20 protein-coding genes and 2 pseudogenes are annotated in these 18,906 nt (G+C 69.2%); 18 read left to right on the top strand and 4 right to left on the bottom strand.

Annotated elements, in window-relative coordinates:
• Genes PKO50_RS12855 through PKO50_RS12875 form a run of 5 tightly spaced genes read left to right on the top strand, consistent with a single transcriptional unit; the run spans position 1 to position 4,190 of the window.
• Positions 1-1,107 (top strand): flagellar hook-length control protein FliK, encoded by a 1,107-nt coding sequence (locus PKO50_RS12855; RefSeq protein WP_275629920.1) that lies wholly within the window; start codon positions 1-3, stop codon positions 1,105-1,107.
• A gap of 40 nt (positions 1,108-1,147) precedes the next feature.
• The gene (locus PKO50_RS12860) at positions 1,148-1,633 is read left to right on the top strand and encodes a flagellar basal body-associated FliL family protein (RefSeq protein ID WP_275629921.1); all 486 of its coding nucleotides are present in this window, start codon (positions 1,148-1,150) and stop codon (positions 1,631-1,633) included.
• Between the two features lie 11 nt (positions 1,634-1,644).
• Positions 1,645-2,376 carry a FliA/WhiG family RNA polymerase sigma factor gene (locus PKO50_RS12865; protein ID WP_089393481.1) on the top strand — a complete coding sequence of 244 codons (732 nt, stop codon included), beginning with the start codon at positions 1,645-1,647 and terminating at the stop codon, positions 2,374-2,376.
• Between the two features lie 3 nt (positions 2,377-2,379).
• The gene (gene motA, locus PKO50_RS12870) at positions 2,380-3,252 is read left to right on the top strand and encodes a flagellar motor stator protein MotA (protein WP_275629922.1); all 873 of its coding nucleotides are present in this window, start codon (positions 2,380-2,382) and stop codon (positions 3,250-3,252) included.
• Entirely contained in the window at positions 3,249-4,190 is a 942-nt protein-coding gene (locus PKO50_RS12875; RefSeq protein WP_275629923.1) for an OmpA family protein, read from the top strand. Before motA ends, PKO50_RS12875 begins: the two co-directional genes overlap by 4 nt.
• Positions 4,191-4,205: 15 nt before the next feature.
• Here the strand turns inward: PKO50_RS12875 and PKO50_RS12880 are convergent, their stop codons facing one another.
• From PKO50_RS12880 to flgA, 4 genes are all read right to left on the bottom strand, one after another.
• Entirely contained in the window at positions 4,206-4,667 is a 462-nt protein-coding gene (locus PKO50_RS12880; protein ID WP_109935503.1) for a hypothetical protein, read from the bottom strand.
• Positions 4,664-5,497, bottom strand: coding sequence for a winged helix-turn-helix domain-containing protein (locus PKO50_RS12885; RefSeq protein ID WP_275629924.1), 834 nt, complete (start codon positions 5,495-5,497; stop codon positions 4,664-4,666). Before PKO50_RS12885 ends, PKO50_RS12880 begins: the two co-directional genes overlap by 4 nt.
• A 217-nt stretch (positions 5,498-5,714) precedes the next feature.
• On the bottom strand, positions 5,715-6,611 hold the full coding sequence (gene lafA, locus PKO50_RS12890) for a lateral flagellin LafA (RefSeq protein ID WP_109935501.1): 897 nt from the start codon (positions 6,609-6,611) through the stop codon (positions 5,715-5,717).
• Between the two features lie 972 nt (positions 6,612-7,583).
• Positions 7,584-8,207: a flagellar basal body P-ring formation chaperone FlgA gene (gene flgA / locus PKO50_RS12895; protein ID WP_275629925.1), complete on the bottom strand. Its 624-nt coding sequence runs from the start codon at positions 8,205-8,207 to the stop codon at positions 7,584-7,586.
• 264 nt (positions 8,208-8,471) lie between these two features.
• On the opposite strand from flgA, the gene flgB reads away from it, so the two are divergent.
• The 13 genes and pseudogenes from flgB to PKO50_RS34105 all read left to right on the top strand — a co-directional run bounded on the left by flgB (position 8,472) and on the right by PKO50_RS34105 (position 18,832).
• Positions 8,472-8,840, top strand: coding sequence for a flagellar basal body rod protein FlgB (flgB, locus tag PKO50_RS12900; protein WP_089393475.1), 369 nt, complete (start codon positions 8,472-8,474; stop codon positions 8,838-8,840).
• 2 nt (positions 8,841-8,842) lie between these two features.
• Positions 8,843-9,274: a flagellar basal body rod protein FlgC gene (gene flgC, locus PKO50_RS12905; protein WP_275629926.1), complete on the top strand. Its 432-nt coding sequence runs from the start codon at positions 8,843-8,845 to the stop codon at positions 9,272-9,274.
• Positions 9,271-9,936, top strand: a complete 666-nt coding sequence (locus PKO50_RS12910) for a flagellar hook capping FlgD N-terminal domain-containing protein (protein ID WP_275629927.1) — start codon at positions 9,271-9,273, stop codon at positions 9,934-9,936. The genes flgC and PKO50_RS12910 overlap by 4 nt, the downstream gene beginning before the upstream one ends.
• Before the next feature lie 21 nt (positions 9,937-9,957).
• Positions 9,958-11,145 carry a flagellar hook protein FlgE gene (flgE, locus tag PKO50_RS12915; protein ID WP_089393472.1) on the top strand — a complete coding sequence of 396 codons (1,188 nt, stop codon included), beginning with the start codon at positions 9,958-9,960 and terminating at the stop codon, positions 11,143-11,145.
• A 9-nt stretch (positions 11,146-11,154) separates the two neighbouring features.
• Positions 11,155-11,879 (top strand): annotated as a pseudogene (locus PKO50_RS12920) (flagellar basal body rod protein FlgF).
• A 53-nt stretch (positions 11,880-11,932) separates the two neighbouring features.
• Positions 11,933-12,718, top strand: a complete 786-nt coding sequence (gene flgG / locus PKO50_RS12925; RefSeq protein WP_275629928.1) for a flagellar basal-body rod protein FlgG — start codon at positions 11,933-11,935, stop codon at positions 12,716-12,718.
• 5 nt (positions 12,719-12,723) lie between these two features.
• Positions 12,724-13,386, top strand: a complete 663-nt coding sequence (gene flgH, locus PKO50_RS12930) for a flagellar basal body L-ring protein FlgH (RefSeq protein ID WP_275630472.1) — start codon at positions 12,724-12,726, stop codon at positions 13,384-13,386.
• 13 nt (positions 13,387-13,399) lie between these two features.
• Entirely contained in the window at positions 13,400-14,503 is a 1,104-nt protein-coding gene (locus tag PKO50_RS12935) for a flagellar basal body P-ring protein FlgI (RefSeq protein ID WP_109932746.1), read from the top strand.
• A gap of 9 nt (positions 14,504-14,512) precedes the next feature.
• The gene (locus PKO50_RS12940; protein WP_275629929.1) at positions 14,513-15,478 is read left to right on the top strand and encodes a transglycosylase SLT domain-containing protein; all 966 of its coding nucleotides are present in this window, start codon (positions 14,513-14,515) and stop codon (positions 15,476-15,478) included.
• Positions 15,475-16,841, top strand: a pseudogene (gene flgK, locus PKO50_RS12945) (flagellar hook-associated protein FlgK). The gene PKO50_RS12940 and the pseudogene flgK overlap by 4 nt, the downstream one beginning before the upstream one ends.
• Before the next feature lie 32 nt (positions 16,842-16,873).
• Positions 16,874-17,788, top strand: a complete 915-nt coding sequence (gene flgL / locus PKO50_RS12950) for a flagellar hook-associated protein FlgL (RefSeq protein ID WP_275629930.1) — start codon at positions 16,874-16,876, stop codon at positions 17,786-17,788.
• 13 nt (positions 17,789-17,801) lie between these two features.
• On the top strand, positions 17,802-18,596 hold the full coding sequence (locus PKO50_RS12955) for a hypothetical protein (protein WP_346770504.1): 795 nt from the start codon (positions 17,802-17,804) through the stop codon (positions 18,594-18,596).
• Complete coding sequence (locus PKO50_RS34105; RefSeq protein ID WP_346770505.1) at positions 18,593-18,832, top strand: hypothetical protein; 240 nt, start codon at positions 18,593-18,595, stop codon at positions 18,830-18,832. Before PKO50_RS12955 ends, PKO50_RS34105 begins: the two co-directional genes overlap by 4 nt.
• The last annotated feature ends 74 nt before the right edge of the window (positions 18,833-18,906 follow it).

Consider the following 18,906-nt stretch of genomic DNA (forward strand, 5'->3'; position numbering starts at 1 on the left):
GTGTTGCAGGTGAATACCCGCCTGGCCGCGGACGCCGCGCCGGGCAAGGACACGCCGCTGCCGGCCGTACCGGCCATGGGCGCCGGGCAGCAGGCCGCGGGCACGGCCGCCAGGGGTGGCTCCGAGGCGGCGGGCGAGGTGCTGCCGGCCTTCGCCGCGCAACTGGCCAAGGGCGCGGAAGCGACCGAGGACGTGCCGGAGGCTCCCTCCACGCCCGCCGACCCGGCTGCGCCACAGGACCTCCCGCCGCAGCCCGACCCGAGCCTGGGCGCCCTGCCGGGCGCCGAGCAGTGGCTGGCCAGCATGCTCGGCCAGCGCGAAGTGACCTTGCAGGCCCGCGACGCCGGCCAGGCCGGGGATGCCGCGAGCGCGCCGGTATCCCGCGCCCTGCCCGGCAACCTGCCGCTGCCGCAGTTGCCCCAGGGCATGGCCGAGGCCCCGCCGCCGCCGGCCCAGGGCCAGCCCCTGCCGAGCCTGGCCCTGCCGGCCAAGACCGAGGAAGCGCCACCGGCGAAGGCCGCAACGGCTGCCGACGAATTGCTGCACAGCCAGCTCGACAAGCTCGCCGGCCAGGTGCCGTCGCCCGCCGCGCCGGCGCCGCCCAACGCCCCGGCCGTGGTGAACGACGCCCAGCCGCTGGCGGCCAGCCACATGCCCGAGCGCCAGCTGAGCCTGCAGGCGCCGGCCGAACGCTGGGGCGAGCAACTGCTCAACGCCCTGCGCGACAACGTCGAGCTGCAGCTGCGGCACAACCAGCAGAGCGCCGCCATCCGCCTGGACCCGCCGGAGCTGGGGCGCCTGGAAATCTACCTGAGCCGGGACAATGCAGGCCTGACGGTGCAGATCCACGCGGCCCAGGGCGACGTCGCCCGCCTGCTGCAGCAGGGCGCCGAGCGACTGCGCCAGGACATCGCCGGAGCCAGCCAGCAGCCGGTGGAGGTGCAGGTCTCCGACGGCCGCGCCGGCCAGCAGCAGGCGCAGCAGCAACAGGCCCGGCAGGGGCGCCCGGCCAGTTGGCTGGACGACGCGCCGACCGGTGCGGCGGCGGAGCAGGGGACGGCGGCGGACGCCGGCCTGCGCCCGCGCGACGTGCTGGTCACCGTCTAGCGCCGGGCAACCCATGGAAACCGAGGATCGGAAAACCGTCATGACGATGCGCCGCATCATGTTGTTGTTCACTGTTCTGAATCTGCTGATCGCCGCCGGCGGCGTGGCCGGCACCTGGTACCTGGCGCGCCCGCTGCTGGCCGCCCAGGCCAGGGCCGGCGAGGCCGCCGGCGCTGAGCAGGGCGCCGCGGCGGAAGAGGAAGCGCCCGGCGAATACGAGTTCTTCCCGGTCAACAAGATCATCGTCAGCCTGCCGGGCGGCGACGGCCGCGAGCACTACTTCGTGCTCGACCTGGTGCTGCAGGCCGAGCTGGGCACCCAGCAGAAGAAGCTGCAGCAGATCGACCCCATGGTGCGCAACTCGGCGGTGGCGCACCTCTCCGCGCTGACCTACGAGCAGCTGCGGGCCAAGGCCATCCCGGCGCTGCAGGGCGAGCTGGAGCAGGTGCTGCTGGCCGACTTCGCCACGCGCAAGGTGGCCGCGCCCTTCCAGCACGTGCTGGTCAGCAAGCTGATCGTGCAATAGGGGGCCCGCCCATGAACGCCCACTGCGCCCTCGACTACCGCAACCCCGCCGAGGCGGGCCACCCGGCCTTCGCCCCGGGCGCCGAGCAGCAATGGCTGATGCGCTACCTGCCGCTGGTGCGGCGGGTGGTCAGCCAGCTGTCGCTGCAGGCCAACCAGGTGCTGGACCGCGAGGACATGGAGCAGATCGGCCTGATGGGCCTGCTGGAGAGCCTGCGCCGCTACGGCACGCCCGACGAGCAGTTCGCCGGCTTCGCCGTGCTGCGCATCCGCGGCGCCATCCTCGACGAACTGCGCCGCCAGGACTGGCGCCCGCGCCAGGTGCGGCTGCAGGCGCACAAGGTGCGCGACAGCATCCGCGAGCTGGCCCGGCGCCTGGGCCGCACGCCCGGCGACAAGGAAATCCTCGCCCACACCGGGCTCGACGAGCGCGGCTACCAGGACTACCTGCAGGCCGAATCCTGCGAGGCCATCGAGAGCCTCGACGCGCTGCTGGGCGAGGGCCTGGAGAACCTGGTGGACGGCGAGTCGGCGCTGGAGGCGCGGGTGCTGCGCGAACGCATGCTGGCCCAGGCCCTGGCGCAGCTCAGCGAGCGCGAGCGCCTGGTGCTGACGCTGTACTACCAGCACGAGCTGAGCCTGAAGGAAATCGCCCTGGTGCTCGAGGTGAGCGACGCCCGGGTCTGTCAACTGAGCAAGCAGGCGCTGAACAAGGCCTGCCGCTACCTGAGCGAGAGAAGCTGAATCATGCAGAAGATCATAGGCGCGCTGATCATCGTCGCCTGCGTCCTGGGCGGCTACGCCATGGCCCATGGCGAGATGAGCGTGCTCTGGCAGCCGGCGGAGGTGGTCATCATCCTCGGCGCCGGCCTGGGCAGCCTGGTGGTGGCCAACCCGCGCGAGGTCCTGCTGGAAATGCTCGTGCAGATCAAGGGCGTGTTCGTCTACAAGCGCCGCGGCGAGGAGTTCCAGCGCCAGTTGCTGATGCTGCTCTACCAGCTGCTGGAGATGGTCGAGGTGGGCGGCCTGAAGGTGCTCGACGAGCACATCGAGGAGCCGGAGCAGAGCGAGCTGTTCGCCCGCTACCCGCTGATCCTCCAGGAAAGGAACCTGATGGCCTTCATCGCCGACAACTTCCGCCTGATGGCCATGGGCAAGATCAGCGCCCACGAGCTGGAAGGCTTCCTGGAGCAGGAGCTGGACGCCATGGAGCAGGCCCTGCTGCAGCCGTCGAAGTCGCTGCACAAGGTCGGCGAGGCCATGCCCGGCTTCGGCATCCTGGCGGCGATCATGGGCATCATCATCACCATGGGCAGCATCGGCGGCACCATCGGTGAAGTAGGCGCCCACGTGGCCGCGGCGCTGGTCGGCACCTTCCTCGGCATCTTCTTCTGCTACTGCGTGCTCGACCCGCTGTCCAACGCCATGGCCCAGCGGGTGAAGACCGAGCTGTCGGCCCTGGAATGCGTGCGCACCACCCTGGTTGCCCATGTCGCCGGCAAGCCCACGCTGCTGGCGGTGGACGCCGGGCGCAAGCTGATCGAGCAGGACGTCAAGCCGGCCTTCCGCCAGCTCGAGACCTGGGTCAACCAGTACGAGGATGAAAGGGAAGCGGCATGAGGCGGCGCGGCGAGCAGAACCACGAGGTCATCATCAAGCGGCGTGGCAAGAAGGGCCACGCCGAGGAGCACAGCTCCGCCTGGAAGGTGGCCTTCGCCGACTTCACCCTGGCGATGATGGCGCTGTTCATGGTGCTCTGGATCGTGCAGCCGCGCAGCGTGATGCAGAACCCGGCGGTGGGTGACCTGCAGAGCAACCCGCTGGTGGACGGCGGCGCCGGGGTGTTCGATGGCTCCAGCCGCACGCCGGTGGAGCTGGATGGCCTGCCCATGCCGGTGCAGCCGCAGAACCCGCCGCGCACCCCCGAGGGCAGCCGCGCCAGCGTCGACGGCAAGCAGCCGGGCGAGGGCAGCGAGCCGCGCCACTATGACTCCAGCGTCGACCTGCAGGAACTGGCGGCGCTGATCCGCGCGGTCTCCGCGCAGACCGACGCGCTGGCCAACATCGAGGTCAAGGTGGTGCCCCAGGGCCTGCGCGTGCTGATCAAGGACGACCCGCAGCGCTTCATGTTCCCCCGCGGCAGCGCCACCCTCGACGCGCATTTCCGCACCCTGCTGGCGGCCCTGGGCGGCGTGCTGGCGAAGGTCGACAACCGCCTTATCCTCAGCGGCCACACCGACGCGGTGCCCTACCGCGGGGCCAACGGCTACAACAACTGGAACCTCTCCGGCGACCGCGCCCTGCAGGCGCGCAACGTGCTGGTGGACGCGGGCCTGCCGGCGCGCAACGTGCTCCAGGTGACCGCCCAGGCCGACGGCATGCCGCTGCTGCCGGAGGACCCGCAGAACGGCGCCAACCGCCGCATCGAGCTGCTGCTGCTGACCGATAGCGCCGAGCAGCTGTACCGCCAGCTGTTCAGCGATGACCAGGCGCGGGTGCAGGTCGGTTCCGACGGGGCGAAGTTCAGCGCAGGGCAGGGCGCTGCGGCCAAGCCTTGAGCGGTTATCAGGCTCTCAGGGCTCGCCGGCGAAGCGCTCGGCACAATACAGCTGGCGGGTTTCCTCGGCGAGCAGGCAGTCGCCGTGGGGCTGCAGGTTGAGCAGGCTGTCGTTCTCGCTGCCGTAGAGCAGGTTGAACAGCAGCTCGTTGTCCAGCTGCGCGGCCTGCTGCAGTTCGGCCAGCTCGCTCTTTTCCACCCGCAGGCGCAGGTGGCCGAGGAAGCCCGACTCGACGCTGCCGGAGGTCTTCTGCACGGTGTCGCCCTGGCGTGTCACGGCATAGAAATGGCCGTCGCGCAGCAGCAGGCTGTGCTCCAGGCGCAGGCTGCGGCCGTCGGCGAGGACCAGTTGGCCGCTGCTGTGGTAGCGGCCATCGAACTCGCTGGCGGAGCGGTAGTTGAGCCAGGTGGCGGCCATGCCGGCGAGCAGGCCCAGGCTCAGCAGGGCGCTGCCGGCGAACAGGTGGCTGCGCTTCATGGCAGGCAGCTCCGCAACTGGTCGTCGGCCAGGCGCGCGAGCTGGTCCTGGTGGATCAGCAGCAGGCGGGTGGACGCGTCCTCGGTACTGCAGGCCAATTCGTAGAAGCCGGCATGGCGCGACAGGGTGAAATGCGCGGGCCGTTCGCTCAGCGCGGCCAGGCGCGCGCTCAGGGCGCCGGTGCGCTCGCGCAGCTGGGCCAGGCCCTGGGGGTGCGCGTCGAGGTAGGTGAAATGCTTGTTGCCGATGTCCAGGTCCGCGCGCAGGTCCTGGGTTCGCTGCAGGCCGTAGTGGAGCGTGGCGGCCAGGGCCACGCCGGCCAGCAGCACGGGTGCCGCCACGGCCAGCAGTTCGGGCCTGCACCAGCGGCGCTGCGGGCTGGCGGGCATGGGGGGCGTGGCCGGCACTTGCCCGGGGGTGGCCGTTTCTTCGGCCTCTACCGGTGCGCACACGGCGAAGCGCGGGTTGAGCATGTAGCCGCGGCGCGGCAGGGTCTGGATGATCTCGCGGCGCTTCTCGTCGCCGAGGATCTGGCGCAGGGTGTAGATCTGCTGGTTGAGGCTGCCCTGGCCGACCACCCGGTCGCTCCAGGCGTGGGCCAGCAACTCGTCGCGCGCCACCACCTCGCCGGGCTGGCGCAGCAGGCGCTCGAGCAGGCGGCTGCCGGAGAACCCCAGTTCGACCTTTTCCTCGAAGCCCTCGCGCTGCAGCACCAGCTGGTACAGCTCGGGCTGGAAGTGGGCGAGGCAGCCATCGGCCAGGCCGGTACGGATGATACGGACGGGAAGGGGGCGGGCGTCGGCGACGGGCGTGATCTGAATCATGTCCATGTAGGGGCCGGCTGTCCGTCCTTGTACGAATTCGTAAGGGGTTCGTTGCAGAGGGGCGACATTCTGGCGTCAATAAAATATAGAGACAAGTCCCATTCCTGTACCTTTCTTGCTTGACAGATTGCCCGCACCGTCTGCGCCACGGGATTTCCCGGCCCAACGACAAACGCCCCGAACGGGTCGGGGCGTTTGTCGGCGGTCAGCTGCGAGGGGCGGATCAGCCCAGCAGGGACATGACCATGCCCGGCATCTGGCCGGCCTGCTTGAGCATGGAGATGCCGGACTGCATCAGCATGCTGTTCTTGGTCATGGCGGCCGATTCGGAGGCGAAGTCGGCGTCCATGATGGTGCCCTTGGCCACGTCGGTGTTGTCCTTCATGTTGGCCAGGTTGTTGGCGGTGTGGTTCAGGCGGTTGATGTTGGCGCCGAACTGGGCGCGCAGGGTGCCGATGCTGTCCAGGGCGGTGCTCAGCTTGTCGATCATGCCGTTGGCGCTGGCGGCGCTGAGTTCGCTGCCGCTGGCGGCGGTGGCTGCGCCGCTGGCGGCGTAGACCGAGGAGATGTCGCTGAGCTTGGTGGCGACGTCGGTCAGGTTGGTGGAGGCGTCCACCGCCAGGGTCTCGGCGCTGCTGGCGCCGATCTGGAAGCTGATGGAGGCGGAGAACTTGCCATTGCTGCCGTCGACTTCGGTGCCGTCGCTGAACAGCTTGTCGCCGGCGTAGCTGGTGTTCTTCATGATGTTGGCCAGCTCTTTGCCCAGCTCGTCGTACTCGGCCTGCATGGAGTCCTGGTCCTTGGAGCTGTTGGTGCCGTTGGAGGACTGGGTGGCCAGGTCCTTCATGCGCTGGACGATGTCGGTCATCTCGCTGAAGGCGCCTTCGGCGGTCTGCAGCAGGGACACGGAGTCGTTGACGTTGCGGGTGGCCACGGCCATGCCGCGGGACTGGGCGTCCAGGCGGGTGGCGATCTGCAGGCCGGCGGCGTCGTCGGCGGCGCTGTTCACGCGGTAACCGGTGCCCAGGCGCTGCTGGTTGGTGGCCAGCTTGGCGTTGGTCTTGTTCAGGTTGGTCTGGGTGGTCAGGGCGGAATAGTTGGTATGGATCGACAGAGCCATGGAATGAATCCTCGGATTGGGCTTGTGTAAAGCCGGCTTTGATCGCCTGCTGAAGGGGTAGGGCGACCGGGCCGGAAAATCGCTTAAGGGCCGGTTCGAGAAATTCTTTCGGGGTAGGTGGTGTCTGGCTCTTGATCGCTAACCTTGGGCTTGCGCACCTCTCTACCAATCGTCATTCCCGCGAACGCGGGAAACCAGTGGATTGGGGCTTGGTGTAGCGCGCCGCTCCGAGTCTGCGGAGATTTTTTGTTTCGCCCCCTCGGGCGAGTCACTTTTGTCAAACGCCACAAAAGTAACCAAAAAGGCTTGCCCCGACATACGGGCCCGATAAAGCCGGGCTACCCTCGCGAACTCCCCCGCCACGGAGGCCCGCCCCGAGGGTACGTCCCTGTAGCCCATCGGGGCTCTCGCGACATCCATGTCGCATGACCTCCTGAGCGCCGGTTTCGCTCGGCCTTCTGAAGGGGCGTTCCGGTGCGCTTGGATGTTCCTCTGGAAAACCGTAGGGCGCATAACGCCTACGGCGTTATCCGCCATCGTCGTCGGGCATCGGTGTTTGGGCTAACGGCGGATAACCGCGAACGGTTATTCGCCCTACGAGTTTGCCGGCTGACGCTGTGTTATCCGCCTGCTCGGACGGCCCCCTCTCCCTTCAGGGAGAGGGTTGGGGAGAGGGGCGGACTTCGCTCACGCACCTCTGCCAACCCTGGCTCCGCTCCCCCTCCCTAACCCTCCCCCGCAAGCGGGAGAGGGAACCGTCCGGCGCGATGCGAAACCGCGAAGCTCCCGGAGGCGCATAACGCCTGCGGCGTTATCCGCCAAATCGCGGACAGAGTCCGCTCCTACGGTTCCGGGACACACCGTCGTAGGAGCGGACTCCGTCCGCGATTGGGTTCACCGGCCGCGCCGGACGCTCCGGTAACACGGCCAACGGCGGATAACCGCGAACGATCATCCGCCCTGCGCGCGCTTTCATTCGAAGGTGCTGCTGACCACCCCCGCCTCGATCACCCGCGCCTGGATCACCTTCTCGCTGCTCAGGTTGCGCACCTTGATCACTTCCCCCTGCTGCCCGTTGGCCAGGGCCTCGCCCGGGGTGCTGGCCTGGATGCCGTCGCGGCTGGCGCTGATGCGCACCTGCTGGCCGCGCCTGACCAGTTGGGCGCTGGCGAGTACCTGGGGGGTGAGCAGCTGTCCGGCGCGCAGGCGGCGGCGGGCGCCCTGGCCGATGACCTGTTCGGGGCGGGTGAAGAAGCCGTGGTGGGCGCGGGCTATGTTCTGCGCTTGCAGCTTCAGGTCGGCGGCGGCCAGGACCTGGCCGCGGTCGACCATGCCGGCGGTCACCAGCACCGGCAGGAAGGCGTCGGCCTGGCTGCTGACCGTCACTGCCCAGCCGGCGCCGTCGGTGCAGCGGACTTCGTAGCGCTGGCGGGCCAGGGGCGAGGGCTCGTCGCTGCGCCGCTGCACTTGCAGCGGCTGGCTGCAGGGCGCGGGCGGCAGGCTGCCGAGCAGTTCGTGGCTGAACTGGCTGCGCAGGCCCTGCCAGCCGTTGCGCCGGGCTTCTTCGCGCAGCTGGGCGTCCAGTTGCGCGCTCACCGCCCGCTCGATCTGCGCGCGGACCTCGCCGGCCGCCTCGGTGGCGGGGCTGGCCAGGCTGCCGGCGAGGACCAGGAAGAGGGCGGAAAGGCTTTTTCCGCCCCGGCCCGCCAGGCGACGCGAAAGCGGAAGCCGGGGGGCGGGCGGGGATTGCCGATGCTGGCTGCAAGTCAATGAAATCAAGGCTTTGCTCGCTGTTCTCAAGTTAGGCACGGTTCCTGCTGAAGGGGACGCCAGCAAGAGTCAGGCCGGAGACAGCCACCGATGAGCATACGGGTAGAAGAATCCCTCGCCGTGCACGTGCGCGCGCTGCAGGTCCGCACCCAGCGCAGCGAAATCCTCGCCGCCAACCTGGCGAACCAGGACACCCCGGGCTTCCTCGCCCGCGACATCGACTTCGCCGGCGAGATGCGCCGCCTCGACCCGCAGGCCGAGGACGCCGGGCTGGCTTTCGCCGACGACAGCGCGCAACTGAAGTACCGCATCCCCAACCAGCCGTCGGAAGACGGCAACACCGTCGAGCAGGGCGTGGAGCAGTCGGAGTTCGCCCGCAACGCCATGGGCTTCCAGACCAGCCTGACCTTCCTCGGCATGAAGTTCCGCGGCCTCAGGCAGGCCATCGAAGGACGTTGAGCATGGCACTGGACTCCATCTACCGCATCGCCGGTTCCGCGATGACCGCGCAGACCGTGCGCCTGAACACCGTGGCCAGCAACCTGGCCAACGCCGATTCCGCCGCCTCCAGCGCCGACGCCGCGTACAAGGCGCGCAAGCCGATGTTCGCCGCCGTGTACGGCAACGACGAGCTGAGCCGCGACGCCGGCATGGGCGGCGCCCGCGTGCAGGTGCTCGACGTGGTGACTTCCGGCACGCAGGCGCAGCGCCGCTACGAACCGAACAACCCGCTGGCCAACCGCGACGGCTACGTCTACTACCCGGACGTCAACGAGATCGAGGAAATGACCGACATGATGTCGGCCACCCGCAGCTTCGAGACCAGCGTCGACGTCCTCAACCGCGTACGCAGCATGCAGCAGGGCCTGCTGAAGCTGGGAGAACAGTCATGACCAGCAGCGTCAACGGCACCGGCTCCACCAATGGCGGCAGCACCGGCGGCGACAGCGTCGGCGTCAACCTGACCGACGTGTCGCAACTGCAGAACAACTTCATCACCCTGATGGTCGCGCAGATCCAGTACCAGGACCCGACCGACCCGGTGGACAGCACCCAGTTCGTCAACCAGTACTCGCAGCTGTCCCAGGTGCAGAGCCTGGAGAACCTCAACACCATCCAGAAGAACAGCCTGGTGCTCGCCGACAACCTGCAGAACCTTACCGCCGCCGGGCTGGTGGGGCAGAAGGTGATGGTCTCGGTGGACAGCCTGCAGCTGGACGGCGCCGCGGTCGATGGCCAGGTGCAGCTGGAGCACGCCTCCACCAGCACCACCCTGAAGCTGACCAGCGCCGCCACCGGCGAGGTCACCAGGCTCGCCCTCGGCCCGCAGGAGGCCGGCAGCGTCGGCTTCAGCGTCGACCCGCAGAAGCTCGGCCTGGCGCCGGGCAAGTACAGCGTCGAGGTCGAGACCAGCAGCGGCGAGAAGCCCAAGGTCGAGGTCGGCGGCAAGGTCAGCCACGTGCGCGTCAGCGACAGCGGCCCGGTACTGGAAGTGGAGGGCGCCGGTTCCGTGCCCTTCTACAACATCGTCGAATTCGGCAGCGCGGCTGCCTGATCCCGCCCAGGAGCGAACCCGATGAGCTTCAACATTTCCCTGACCGGGCTGAACGCCGTCAGCGAGCAGCTGGATACCGTCAGCAACAACATCGCCAACGTCGGCACCGTCGGCTTCAAGTCCTCGCGCACCGAGTTCGGCAGCGTCTACGCCGACAGCCAGGCGATGGGCGTGGAGGTGCTGGGCAACACCCAGAGCATCAGCCTCGGCGGCAGCCTCACCAACACCAGCCGCAACCTCGACCTGGCCATTTCCGGCGCCGGCTTCTTCATGGTAAAGAGCGCCACCGGCGAGACCCAGTACACCCGCGCCGGGGTGTTCAACACCGACAACGCCAACTACATGGTCAACGCCTCCGGCCAGCGCCTGCAGGGCTACTCGGTGGACGCCGCCGGCAACCTGCAGGCCGGCGTGCTCGGCGACCTGCAGGTGAAGACCGCCAGCCTGCCGGCCAAGCCCACCGACAGCCTGGCCTTCGTCGCCAACCTCGACGCCGACGAGGCCGTGCCGGCGCTGGCCTTCGACCCGGCCAACGCCTCCACCTACAACTCCACCTACACCACCAAGGTCTACGACTCCCAGGGCAAGGAACACACCCTGACGCAGTACTTCGTGAAGACCGCCGACAACGCCTGGACCAGTCACTACTACGCCGACGGCAACGCCGTGGGCACCCAGGCGCTGAGCTTCGACAGCGCCGGCATGCTGACCTCGCCGAATGCGCCCTTCACCCTCAACGTCGGCGGCCTGGCCGGCGGCGTGAACGCCCTGGCGGTCAGCGTCGACTACACCGGCACCACCCAGTACGGCTCCGACTTCGCCGTCACCACCAACAAGGCCTCCGGTTATGCCTCTGGCGACAAGACCGGCCTGACCGTCGACGACGACGGCATGGTCTACGTCAACTACAGCAACGGCCAGCGCCTGCTGCAGGGCCAGGTGGTGCTGGCCAGCTTCGTCAACCCCGAGGGCCTGCGCGCGGTCAGCGGCACCGCCTGGACCGAGACCTCGGCCTCCGGCGGCCCGCTGGTGGGCGCCCCCGGCGGCGGCCAGTTCGGCGACCTGGTGGCCGGCGCGCTGGAAGGCTCCAACGTCGACCTCACCGCGCAACTGGTGAACCTGATGGAAGGCCAGCGCAACTACCAGGCCAACACCAAGGTGCTGACCACCGACAAGGAACTCACCCAAGCGCTGTTCAGCGCCATCTGAGGCTGACCCATGGACCGCCTGGCCTACACCGCGATGAGCGCCGCCAGCCGCACCCTGCAGTCGCTGCAGGTGCGCGCCAACAACCTGGCCAATGCCAACACCCCGGGCTTCCGCGCCGACATGGAGCGCGTCAGCGCCGTGGACGTGACCGGCTACGGCTACGACAGCCGGCACCTGGCGCGCCTGGAGAACAACGGCGTCGACATGGCCCCGGCACCCTCACGGTGACCGGCCGCGACCTCGACTTCGCCATCCGCGGCCAGGGCCTGATCGCCCTGCAGGACGGCGAGGGCGAGGCCTACACCCGCCACGGCAGCATGCTGGTGGACAGCGAAGGGCGGCTGACCATCAACGGCCGCCAGGTGCTGGGGGAGGGCGGCCCGATCGTCCTGCCCGAGTACGACAGCGTGAACATCGGCGAGGACGGCACCGTCTCGGTGATGCCCCGCGGCGACTACCTGATGACCGAGGTGGACCGCATCAAGCTGGTCGACGCCCCGGCCGCCGAGCTGCAGAAGAACGCCGCCGGCCTGCTGGTGCGCAAGGACGGCCAGCCGGCGGAGGCCGCCGAGAACGTGCGCCTGGTCAGCGGCTACCTGGAGGCGAGCAACGTGTCGTCCATCGACCAGCTCACCGCCACCATGAGCCTGAACCGCATGTTCGAGACCCAGGTGAAGATGATGAAGGCGGCCGAGGACATGGCGTCCGCCGGCGACCGCCTGCTGCGCGACTGACGCGCCCCGTACAACCCGGCCGCGCCGCGCGCGGCCCGCTAAGGAGATACCGCATGAGTTCGGCACTGTGGGTGAGCAAGACCGGCCTGGCCGCGCAGGACACCGCGCTGTCGGCGGTGGCCAACAACCTGGCCAACGTCAACACCACCGGCTTCAAGAGCGACCGGGTGGTCTTCGAGGACCTGTTCTATTCCATCGACCGCCAGCCCGGCGCCCAGGCCGACCAGGTCAACACCGTGCCCTCGGGCATCCAGCTGGGCAGCGGCGTGCGCGTGGCCGGCACGCAGAAGGTGTTCACCGAAGGCAGCATGCAGACCACCGGCCAGCCGATGGACCTGGCGGTGGTCGGCCGCGGCTTCTTCCAGGTGGAAGCGCCCAACGGCGACACCCTGTACACCGAGAACGGCCAGCTGCAGCTCAATGCCGACGGCGTGGTGGTCAACGCCCAGGGCCTGCCGCTGATCCCCAACATCGAGGTGCCGGCCGGCAGCAGCAGCTTCACCGTCGGCAGCGACGGCACCGTCAGCGCGATCATGGCCGGCGAGACGCAGCCGACCCAGCTGGGCCAGATCACCCTGGTCAACTTCACCAACCCGGCCGGCCTGGAGGCCCTGGGCGGCAACCTCTACCGCGAGACCGTGGCCAGCGGCCAGCCGGTGGAGGGCGTGCCCGGCGAGGATGGCCTGGGCACCCTCAAGCAGGGCGTGCTGGAAGGCTCCAACGTGCAGGTGGTGGAGGCGATGGTGAACATGATCGCCATACAGCGCGCCTACGAGGCCAACGCCAAGGTGCTGGACGCCGCCTCCGGCATGCAGCAGTTCCTCAACCAGACCGTATGACCGCCATGAGCCGCCTGCCGACGCTGCTCGCCCTGCTGCTATTGGGCGGCTGCGCGAGCTTCAACGAGATGCTCCCGGACGAGGACTCCAGCGCCTACCAGCCGCCGACCCTCGACTACAGCCTGCCGCCCACCAGCGGCGGCGGCCTGTACCGCCCCGGCTACTACGGCGGCCTGGTGCAGGACCAGCGCGCCCTGCGGGTGGGCGACGTGCTCACCGTGGTGCTGGAAGAGCAGACGCAGTCGAGCAAGAGCGCCGGCACCAGCTTCGACAAGAGCTCCAGCCTGGGCATCGGCATCCCCACCATCCTCGGCCACAGCTACGACCGCCTGGAAAGCTCGGCGGACAGCTCGCGGGACTTCAAGGGCGACGCCAAGAGCGAGCAGCAGAACTCCCTGCGCGGCGCCATCGCGGTGACCGTGCACCAGGTGCTGCCCAACGGCACCCTGGTGGTCCGCGGCGAGAAGAACCTGCGCCTGAACCAGGGCTCGGAGTTCATCCGCCTCACCGGCCTGGTGCGGGTGGAGGACATCAACCGCAACAACCAGGTGTCCTCGCAGAACGTCGCCAACGCCAACATCTCCTACGCCGGGCGCGGCGTGCTCAACGACAGCAACTCGGCCGGCTGGCTGACGCGCTTCTTCACCCACCCCCTGTTCCCGCTGTGAGGCGCTGCCGGCCATGCGAGCCATCCTGAAGTACCTGCTGCCGCTGGCGCTGTCCTGCTGGCCCCTGGCGAGCCGCGCCGTGCCGCTGCTGGAACTGGTGGACGTGGAGGGCATCCGCGGCAACCAGCTGATCGGCTACGGCCTGGTGGTCGGCCTCGACGGCACCGGCGACAAGACCCAGGTGAAGTTCACCAGCCAGTCGGTGGTGAACATGATCAAGCAGTTCGGCGTGAACCTGCCGGCCAACATCGACCCCAAGCTGAAGAACGTCGCCGCGGTGAGCATCACCGCCGAAGTGCCGCCCTCGTTCAGCCCGGGGCAGACGGTGGACGTCACCGTCTCCTCGCTGGGCGACGCCAAGAGCCTGCGCGGCGGCCAGCTGCTGCTCACGCCGCTGCGCGGCATCGACGGCGAGACCTACGCACTGGCCCAGGGCGCGGTGGCCGTGGGCGGCCTCAACGCCAGCGGCCAGAGCGGCTCCAGCGTCACCATCAACACCGCCAACGGCGGGCGCATCCCCAATGGCGCGACCATCGAGCGGATGATCCCCAGCGACTTCGCCAGCCGCCCGGACATCATGCTCAACCTGCGCCAGCCCAGCTTCCAGACCGCCGCGCACATCGTCACCGCCCTGGACAACCTGCTCGGCGCCGGCAGCGCCCAGGCCCTGGACGGCACCAAGGTCAGCGTGCGCGCGCCGGTCTCGGCCAACCAGCGCACCAGCTTCATGGCCCTGCTCGAAGGGGTGGAGGTGCAGGAAGGCCGCGAACGGCCGAAGGTGGTGTTCAACAGCCGCACCGGCACCGTGGTCATCGGCCAGGGCGTGCGGGTGAAGGCCGCCGCGGTGTCCCACGGCAGCCTCACCGTGACCATCAGCGAGAACCCCCAGGTCAGCCAGCCGGCGCCGTTCTCCGGCGGCCGCACCACGGTCACGCCGCAGTCCGACGTCAACGTCGCCCAGGACAAGAAGCCGATGTTCCGCTGGCCCGAGGGCGCCAGCCTGCAGGGCATCATCGACACCGTGAACAGCCTCGGCGCCACCCCGGACGACGTCATGAGCATTCTCCAGGCGCTGGAGAAGGCCGGCGCGCTGAACGCCGAACTCATCATCATCTAGGGCGCGCGCATGAGCATCGTTTCACTCCCCACCGCGCTGAACGCCGTACGCGACCAGGACGGCAACCCCCAGGCGCGCCTGGAGGCGGCCGCCGAGCAGTTCGAGGCGCTGTTCCTGCAGCAGATCCTCAAGCAGATGCGCAAGGCCGGCGACGTGCTCTCGGCCGGCGGCATCACCCGCAGCCGCGACCTGGACACCATGCGCGACTTCTACGATGGCGTGCTCGCCGACAACCTGGCCGAGCGCAAGCAGACCGGCATCGCCGCGCTGCTGGTACGCCAGCTTTCCGGGCACGACGCCGACGGCCGCGGCGAGATGCTCGCCGGCGGCGACCGCATGGGCATGCCGCGCAGCCTGCAGCAGGCCGTGGTGGCCGACTGGCAACGCGGCGTGCAGAGCGTCGGGCGGCTCTGGCAGCGTGGCAGCGCGGCCTTCGGCGAGCTGGTGGACAGCCTGATCGACCACGAGTCCGCCGGCGACATCGCCGCCGTCTCGGCCAAGGGCGCCCGCGGCCTGATGCAGCTGATGCCCGACACCGCGCGGGAAATGGCCGCCAAGCTGGGCCTGGACTTCGACGAACAGCGCCTGACCCGCGACGGCGCCTACAACCGCCAGCTCGGCAGCGCCTACCTCGACCAGATGCTGCAGCGCTACGACGGCCACCGCGCCCTGGCCCTGGCCGCCTACAACGCCGGCCCCGGCCGCGTCGACGAATGGCTGAAGAGCAACGGCGACCCGCGCCGCGGCGAGATCAGCGGCGAGGCCTGGATCGAGCGCATCCCCTTCGAGGAAACCCGCCGCTACACCCGCGGCATCCTCGACGACCTGGCCCGCCGCGGCCAGGCCACGGCACCGGCGCCGCTTAAGCCGGCGGCCGAACCGGTCGCCTATCAGCAGCAGGGCACGCAACACCAGGCCATGTCCGCCGCCTTCGCCCAACCGATCCGCCTTCAGCCCAAAGGGAAGCAGTCGTGAGCAATTTGACGCAGATCGCCTACAGCGGCGTGCGCGCCTCGGAGATCGGCCTGTCGATCACCGGGCAGAACACCTCCAACGTCAACACCCCGGGTTCAGCCGCCTGTCGGTGCTCACCAGCTCCCTTGGCGGGCAAGGCTCGCTGAGCCCCGGCGGCGGGGTGAAGGTGACCGGCATCCGGCGCATGTCCGACGACTTCCTCAACCAGCAGCTGTGGCGCGCCACCACCGCGCAGAACTACTACAGCAACGCCCAGCAGTACCTGGGCGCGCTGGAGGACCTGATGTCCAGCGACGGCGCCAGCATCAGCGTCGGCCTGGACAACTTCTTCGCCGCCCTGAGCGAGGCCAGCGCCACCCCGGATTCCACCGCCCTGCGCCAGCAGATCATCGCCGAGGCCGGCAACCTGGCGCAGCGCTTCAACACGCTCTCCGGCAACATCGACACCCAGCTCAAGTCCCTGCAGGAACAGCGCGGCACCATGGTCGGCGAGATCAACGGCCTGACCTCCAACATCGCCCTGCTGAACAAGAAGATCGTCGCCGCGCAGTCCGCCGCCGCCGACCCCTCGGCCCTGCAGGACCAGCGCGACGCCCTGATCACCCAGCTCAGCCAGTACAGCAGCATCCGCACCTCGGCCGCCGCCGACGGCTCCATCTCGGTGTCCCTGGCCAACGGCCAGCCGCTGGTGGCCGGCGCCTCCGCCGCGCAGCTGAAGGTCAGCCTGACCAGCAGTGGCGAGCAGGACGTCAGCCTGGCCTTCGCCGGCACCCAGTTCGCCATCGACCAGCAGGACCTGGGCGGCGCCATGGGCGCGCTGCATGACACCGAGTACCAGACCCTGCGGCCGAACCTCGACAGCCTGGCGCAGATGGCCACCCAGGTGGCCGACCTGGTCAACTCCACCCTGGCCGGCGGCTACGACCTGAACGGCAACCCCGGCCAGGCATTGCTGCAGGCCAACGCCGGCAGCACCGGCAAGCTGCTCAGCCTTACCGGCCTGCAGCCTTCCGAACTGGCGCTGTCCGACAGCTCCGGAGAGAAGGGCAACAACGGCAACCTGCTGAAACTGATCGACCTGAAGAGCCAGGTCATCACCGTCGATGGCAACGCCGTGACGCTCAACGACGCCTACGCCGGGCTGATCGGCCGGGTGGCCAGCGACAGCCGGCAGAACCAGGCCGACCTGGACACCGCCAAGGCCGTGACGCAGCAGGCGCAGAACCAGCGCGACAGCGTCAGCGCGGTGAACCTGGACGAGGAGGCGGTCAACCTGATGACCTACCAGCAGGCCTACCAGGCCAACATGAAGGTCATCAGCACCGCCAAGGACCTGTTCGACAGCATGCTCGCGGCCTTCTGAACGCCGTAGCCCGCCACCCGACGAGACGCCCCATGCGCATCACCAATTCGCAGAGCACCGCCATCCTCCTGGACTCGATGAACCGCAACACCGAGAAGATGTCGCAGCTGATGCAGCAGATGTCCAGCAGCAACCGCATCCAGCATCCCTCGGACGACCCCATCGCCGCGGTGCGCATCCTGCGCATCCAGCGTTCGGAGGCCAGCCTGGCCCAGTACGGCAGCAACATCGCCGGGGTGTCGAGCAACCTGTCGATCCAGGAAACCAACCTGCAGTCCACCTCCGACACCCTGCTGGACATCCGCGACCTGCTGCTCTGGGCGGCCAACGGCTCCAACGCCAAGGAGCAGCTCGGCGCCATGGCCGGCGAGCTGTCGAACCTGGAGAAGACCCTGGTCAGCTACCTGAACGTCAAGGACGAGGAGGGCCGCTACCTGTTCTCCGGCACCCTCACCGACCAGCCGGCGGTGACCTACGACGCGGCCAGCGGCACCTACAGCGCCAGCGGCAACGACAAGACGCGCCAGGCGGTGGTGGCCAACGGCGTGATGGTCGACGAGAACGTCGCCATCCGCCCGCTGTTCGGCAACGGCATGGACCTGCTCAACGGCCTCCACGCCCTGGTGGCCAGGCTGCAGGACCCGGCCCTGGACAGCAGCGACCCGGCTATCCAGCAGAGCATCGCCGCCACCATCGACCAACTGGACGACAGCCACGGCAAGCTGCTGGCGGCCATCACCGACCTGGGCGGGCGGCAGAACACCCTGACCCTGCTGGACAACAGCAACCAGGACATCTCCCTGGTCAACCAGAAGGTCGAGGGCGACCTCTCGGCGCTGGACTACGGCAAGGCCAGCATCGACCTGGGCAACTACAAGCTGGCCCTGCAGGCGACGCAGAAGACCTACCTGACGGTCAACGGCCTGTCGCTGTTCAGCCTGCTCTGAGGACCCTGGCGCGATGAAGGTCGAGAACTCCTTCCCGGCGGTCGCCGCCATCGATGGCCAGCCGCGCCAGGCGCCGCCGGCGGTGGGCGAGCGCAACCTGCGCCAGCGCAAGCGCAGCGCCACGGCCCCGGCTGGCGAGCGCGGGGTGGGCAAGGCCGCCGGCTTCAGCATCCAGCTCAACCAGCAGCTCAGCGCCATGCAGAGCGCCGAGGGCTACCTGGGCGAGCTGGCCGAGCGCCTCAACCAGCTCAAGCTCAGCCTGGGCCGCGAGCTGGGCAGCGGCCAGGGCGGCAACCGCAAGCAACTGGAGCAACCGCTCAGGCAGGCCACCGAGCTGCTGGCGCAACGCCGCGAGCGCAGCGCCGGCGGGCTGGACGCCAACCTCGACCTGTACCTGCACGAACCGGCGCGCACCCGCTTCGCCATCGACGGCCTGGCCACCCTGGACGAAGCCCGCAGCGGCGGCCGCGAGACGTTGCTGTTCAGCGCCGGCCGCGCCCAGGGCGAACCCGGCGTGGTGGTGCTGGACGACGCCATGAGCGACCAGCAGCTGCTGCGCAGCTTCAACATCGGCCTGGCGTCCAGCGGCATCCGCGCGGAACTCGACGCCGACGGCAAGCTGACCTTCTCCATGGCCGAGGCCGACTGGCGCAAACAGGGCGGCCAGCTCAGCGTGCAGGGGAGGGCAAGCGCTTCGCCAGGGACCGCGCCAGCCGCGCCCAGACCCGCGAGCAGCGCCTGCTGGACCTGCCGCAGAGCCTGGCCGGCAGCGACCAGCGCGAGCTGCGCCACCTGCTCGACCAGGTGATAGACGCGCTGGACCGCATCGGCACCCTGCGCGACCAGTTGCGCCAGCGCCAGGGCGAGATCCGCGAGTTCCTCGCCCGCCAGGCCGACCGCGACGAACAGCAATGGGCGCAGGACTACGCGGCGTCGGTGTTCAACCTGGTGCGCGACAGCGGCTCCAGCTACGCGGCGGTGACCCGCACCGTGGTGGCCCAGGCCAACCTGAGCCGTTTCGCGGTGGTCAGCCTGCTTTCTTGAGCCGACCTTGTTAAGCTGCGCCGAACCCCGGGGCCGATCGACGGTCCCAGGTAGCTGACGACGGACGGGAGCGG

The organism is Pseudomonas sp. 273, assembly GCF_029201425.1.
GTDB lineage: Bacteria > Pseudomonadota > Gammaproteobacteria > Pseudomonadales > Pseudomonadaceae > Pseudomonas > Pseudomonas delhiensis.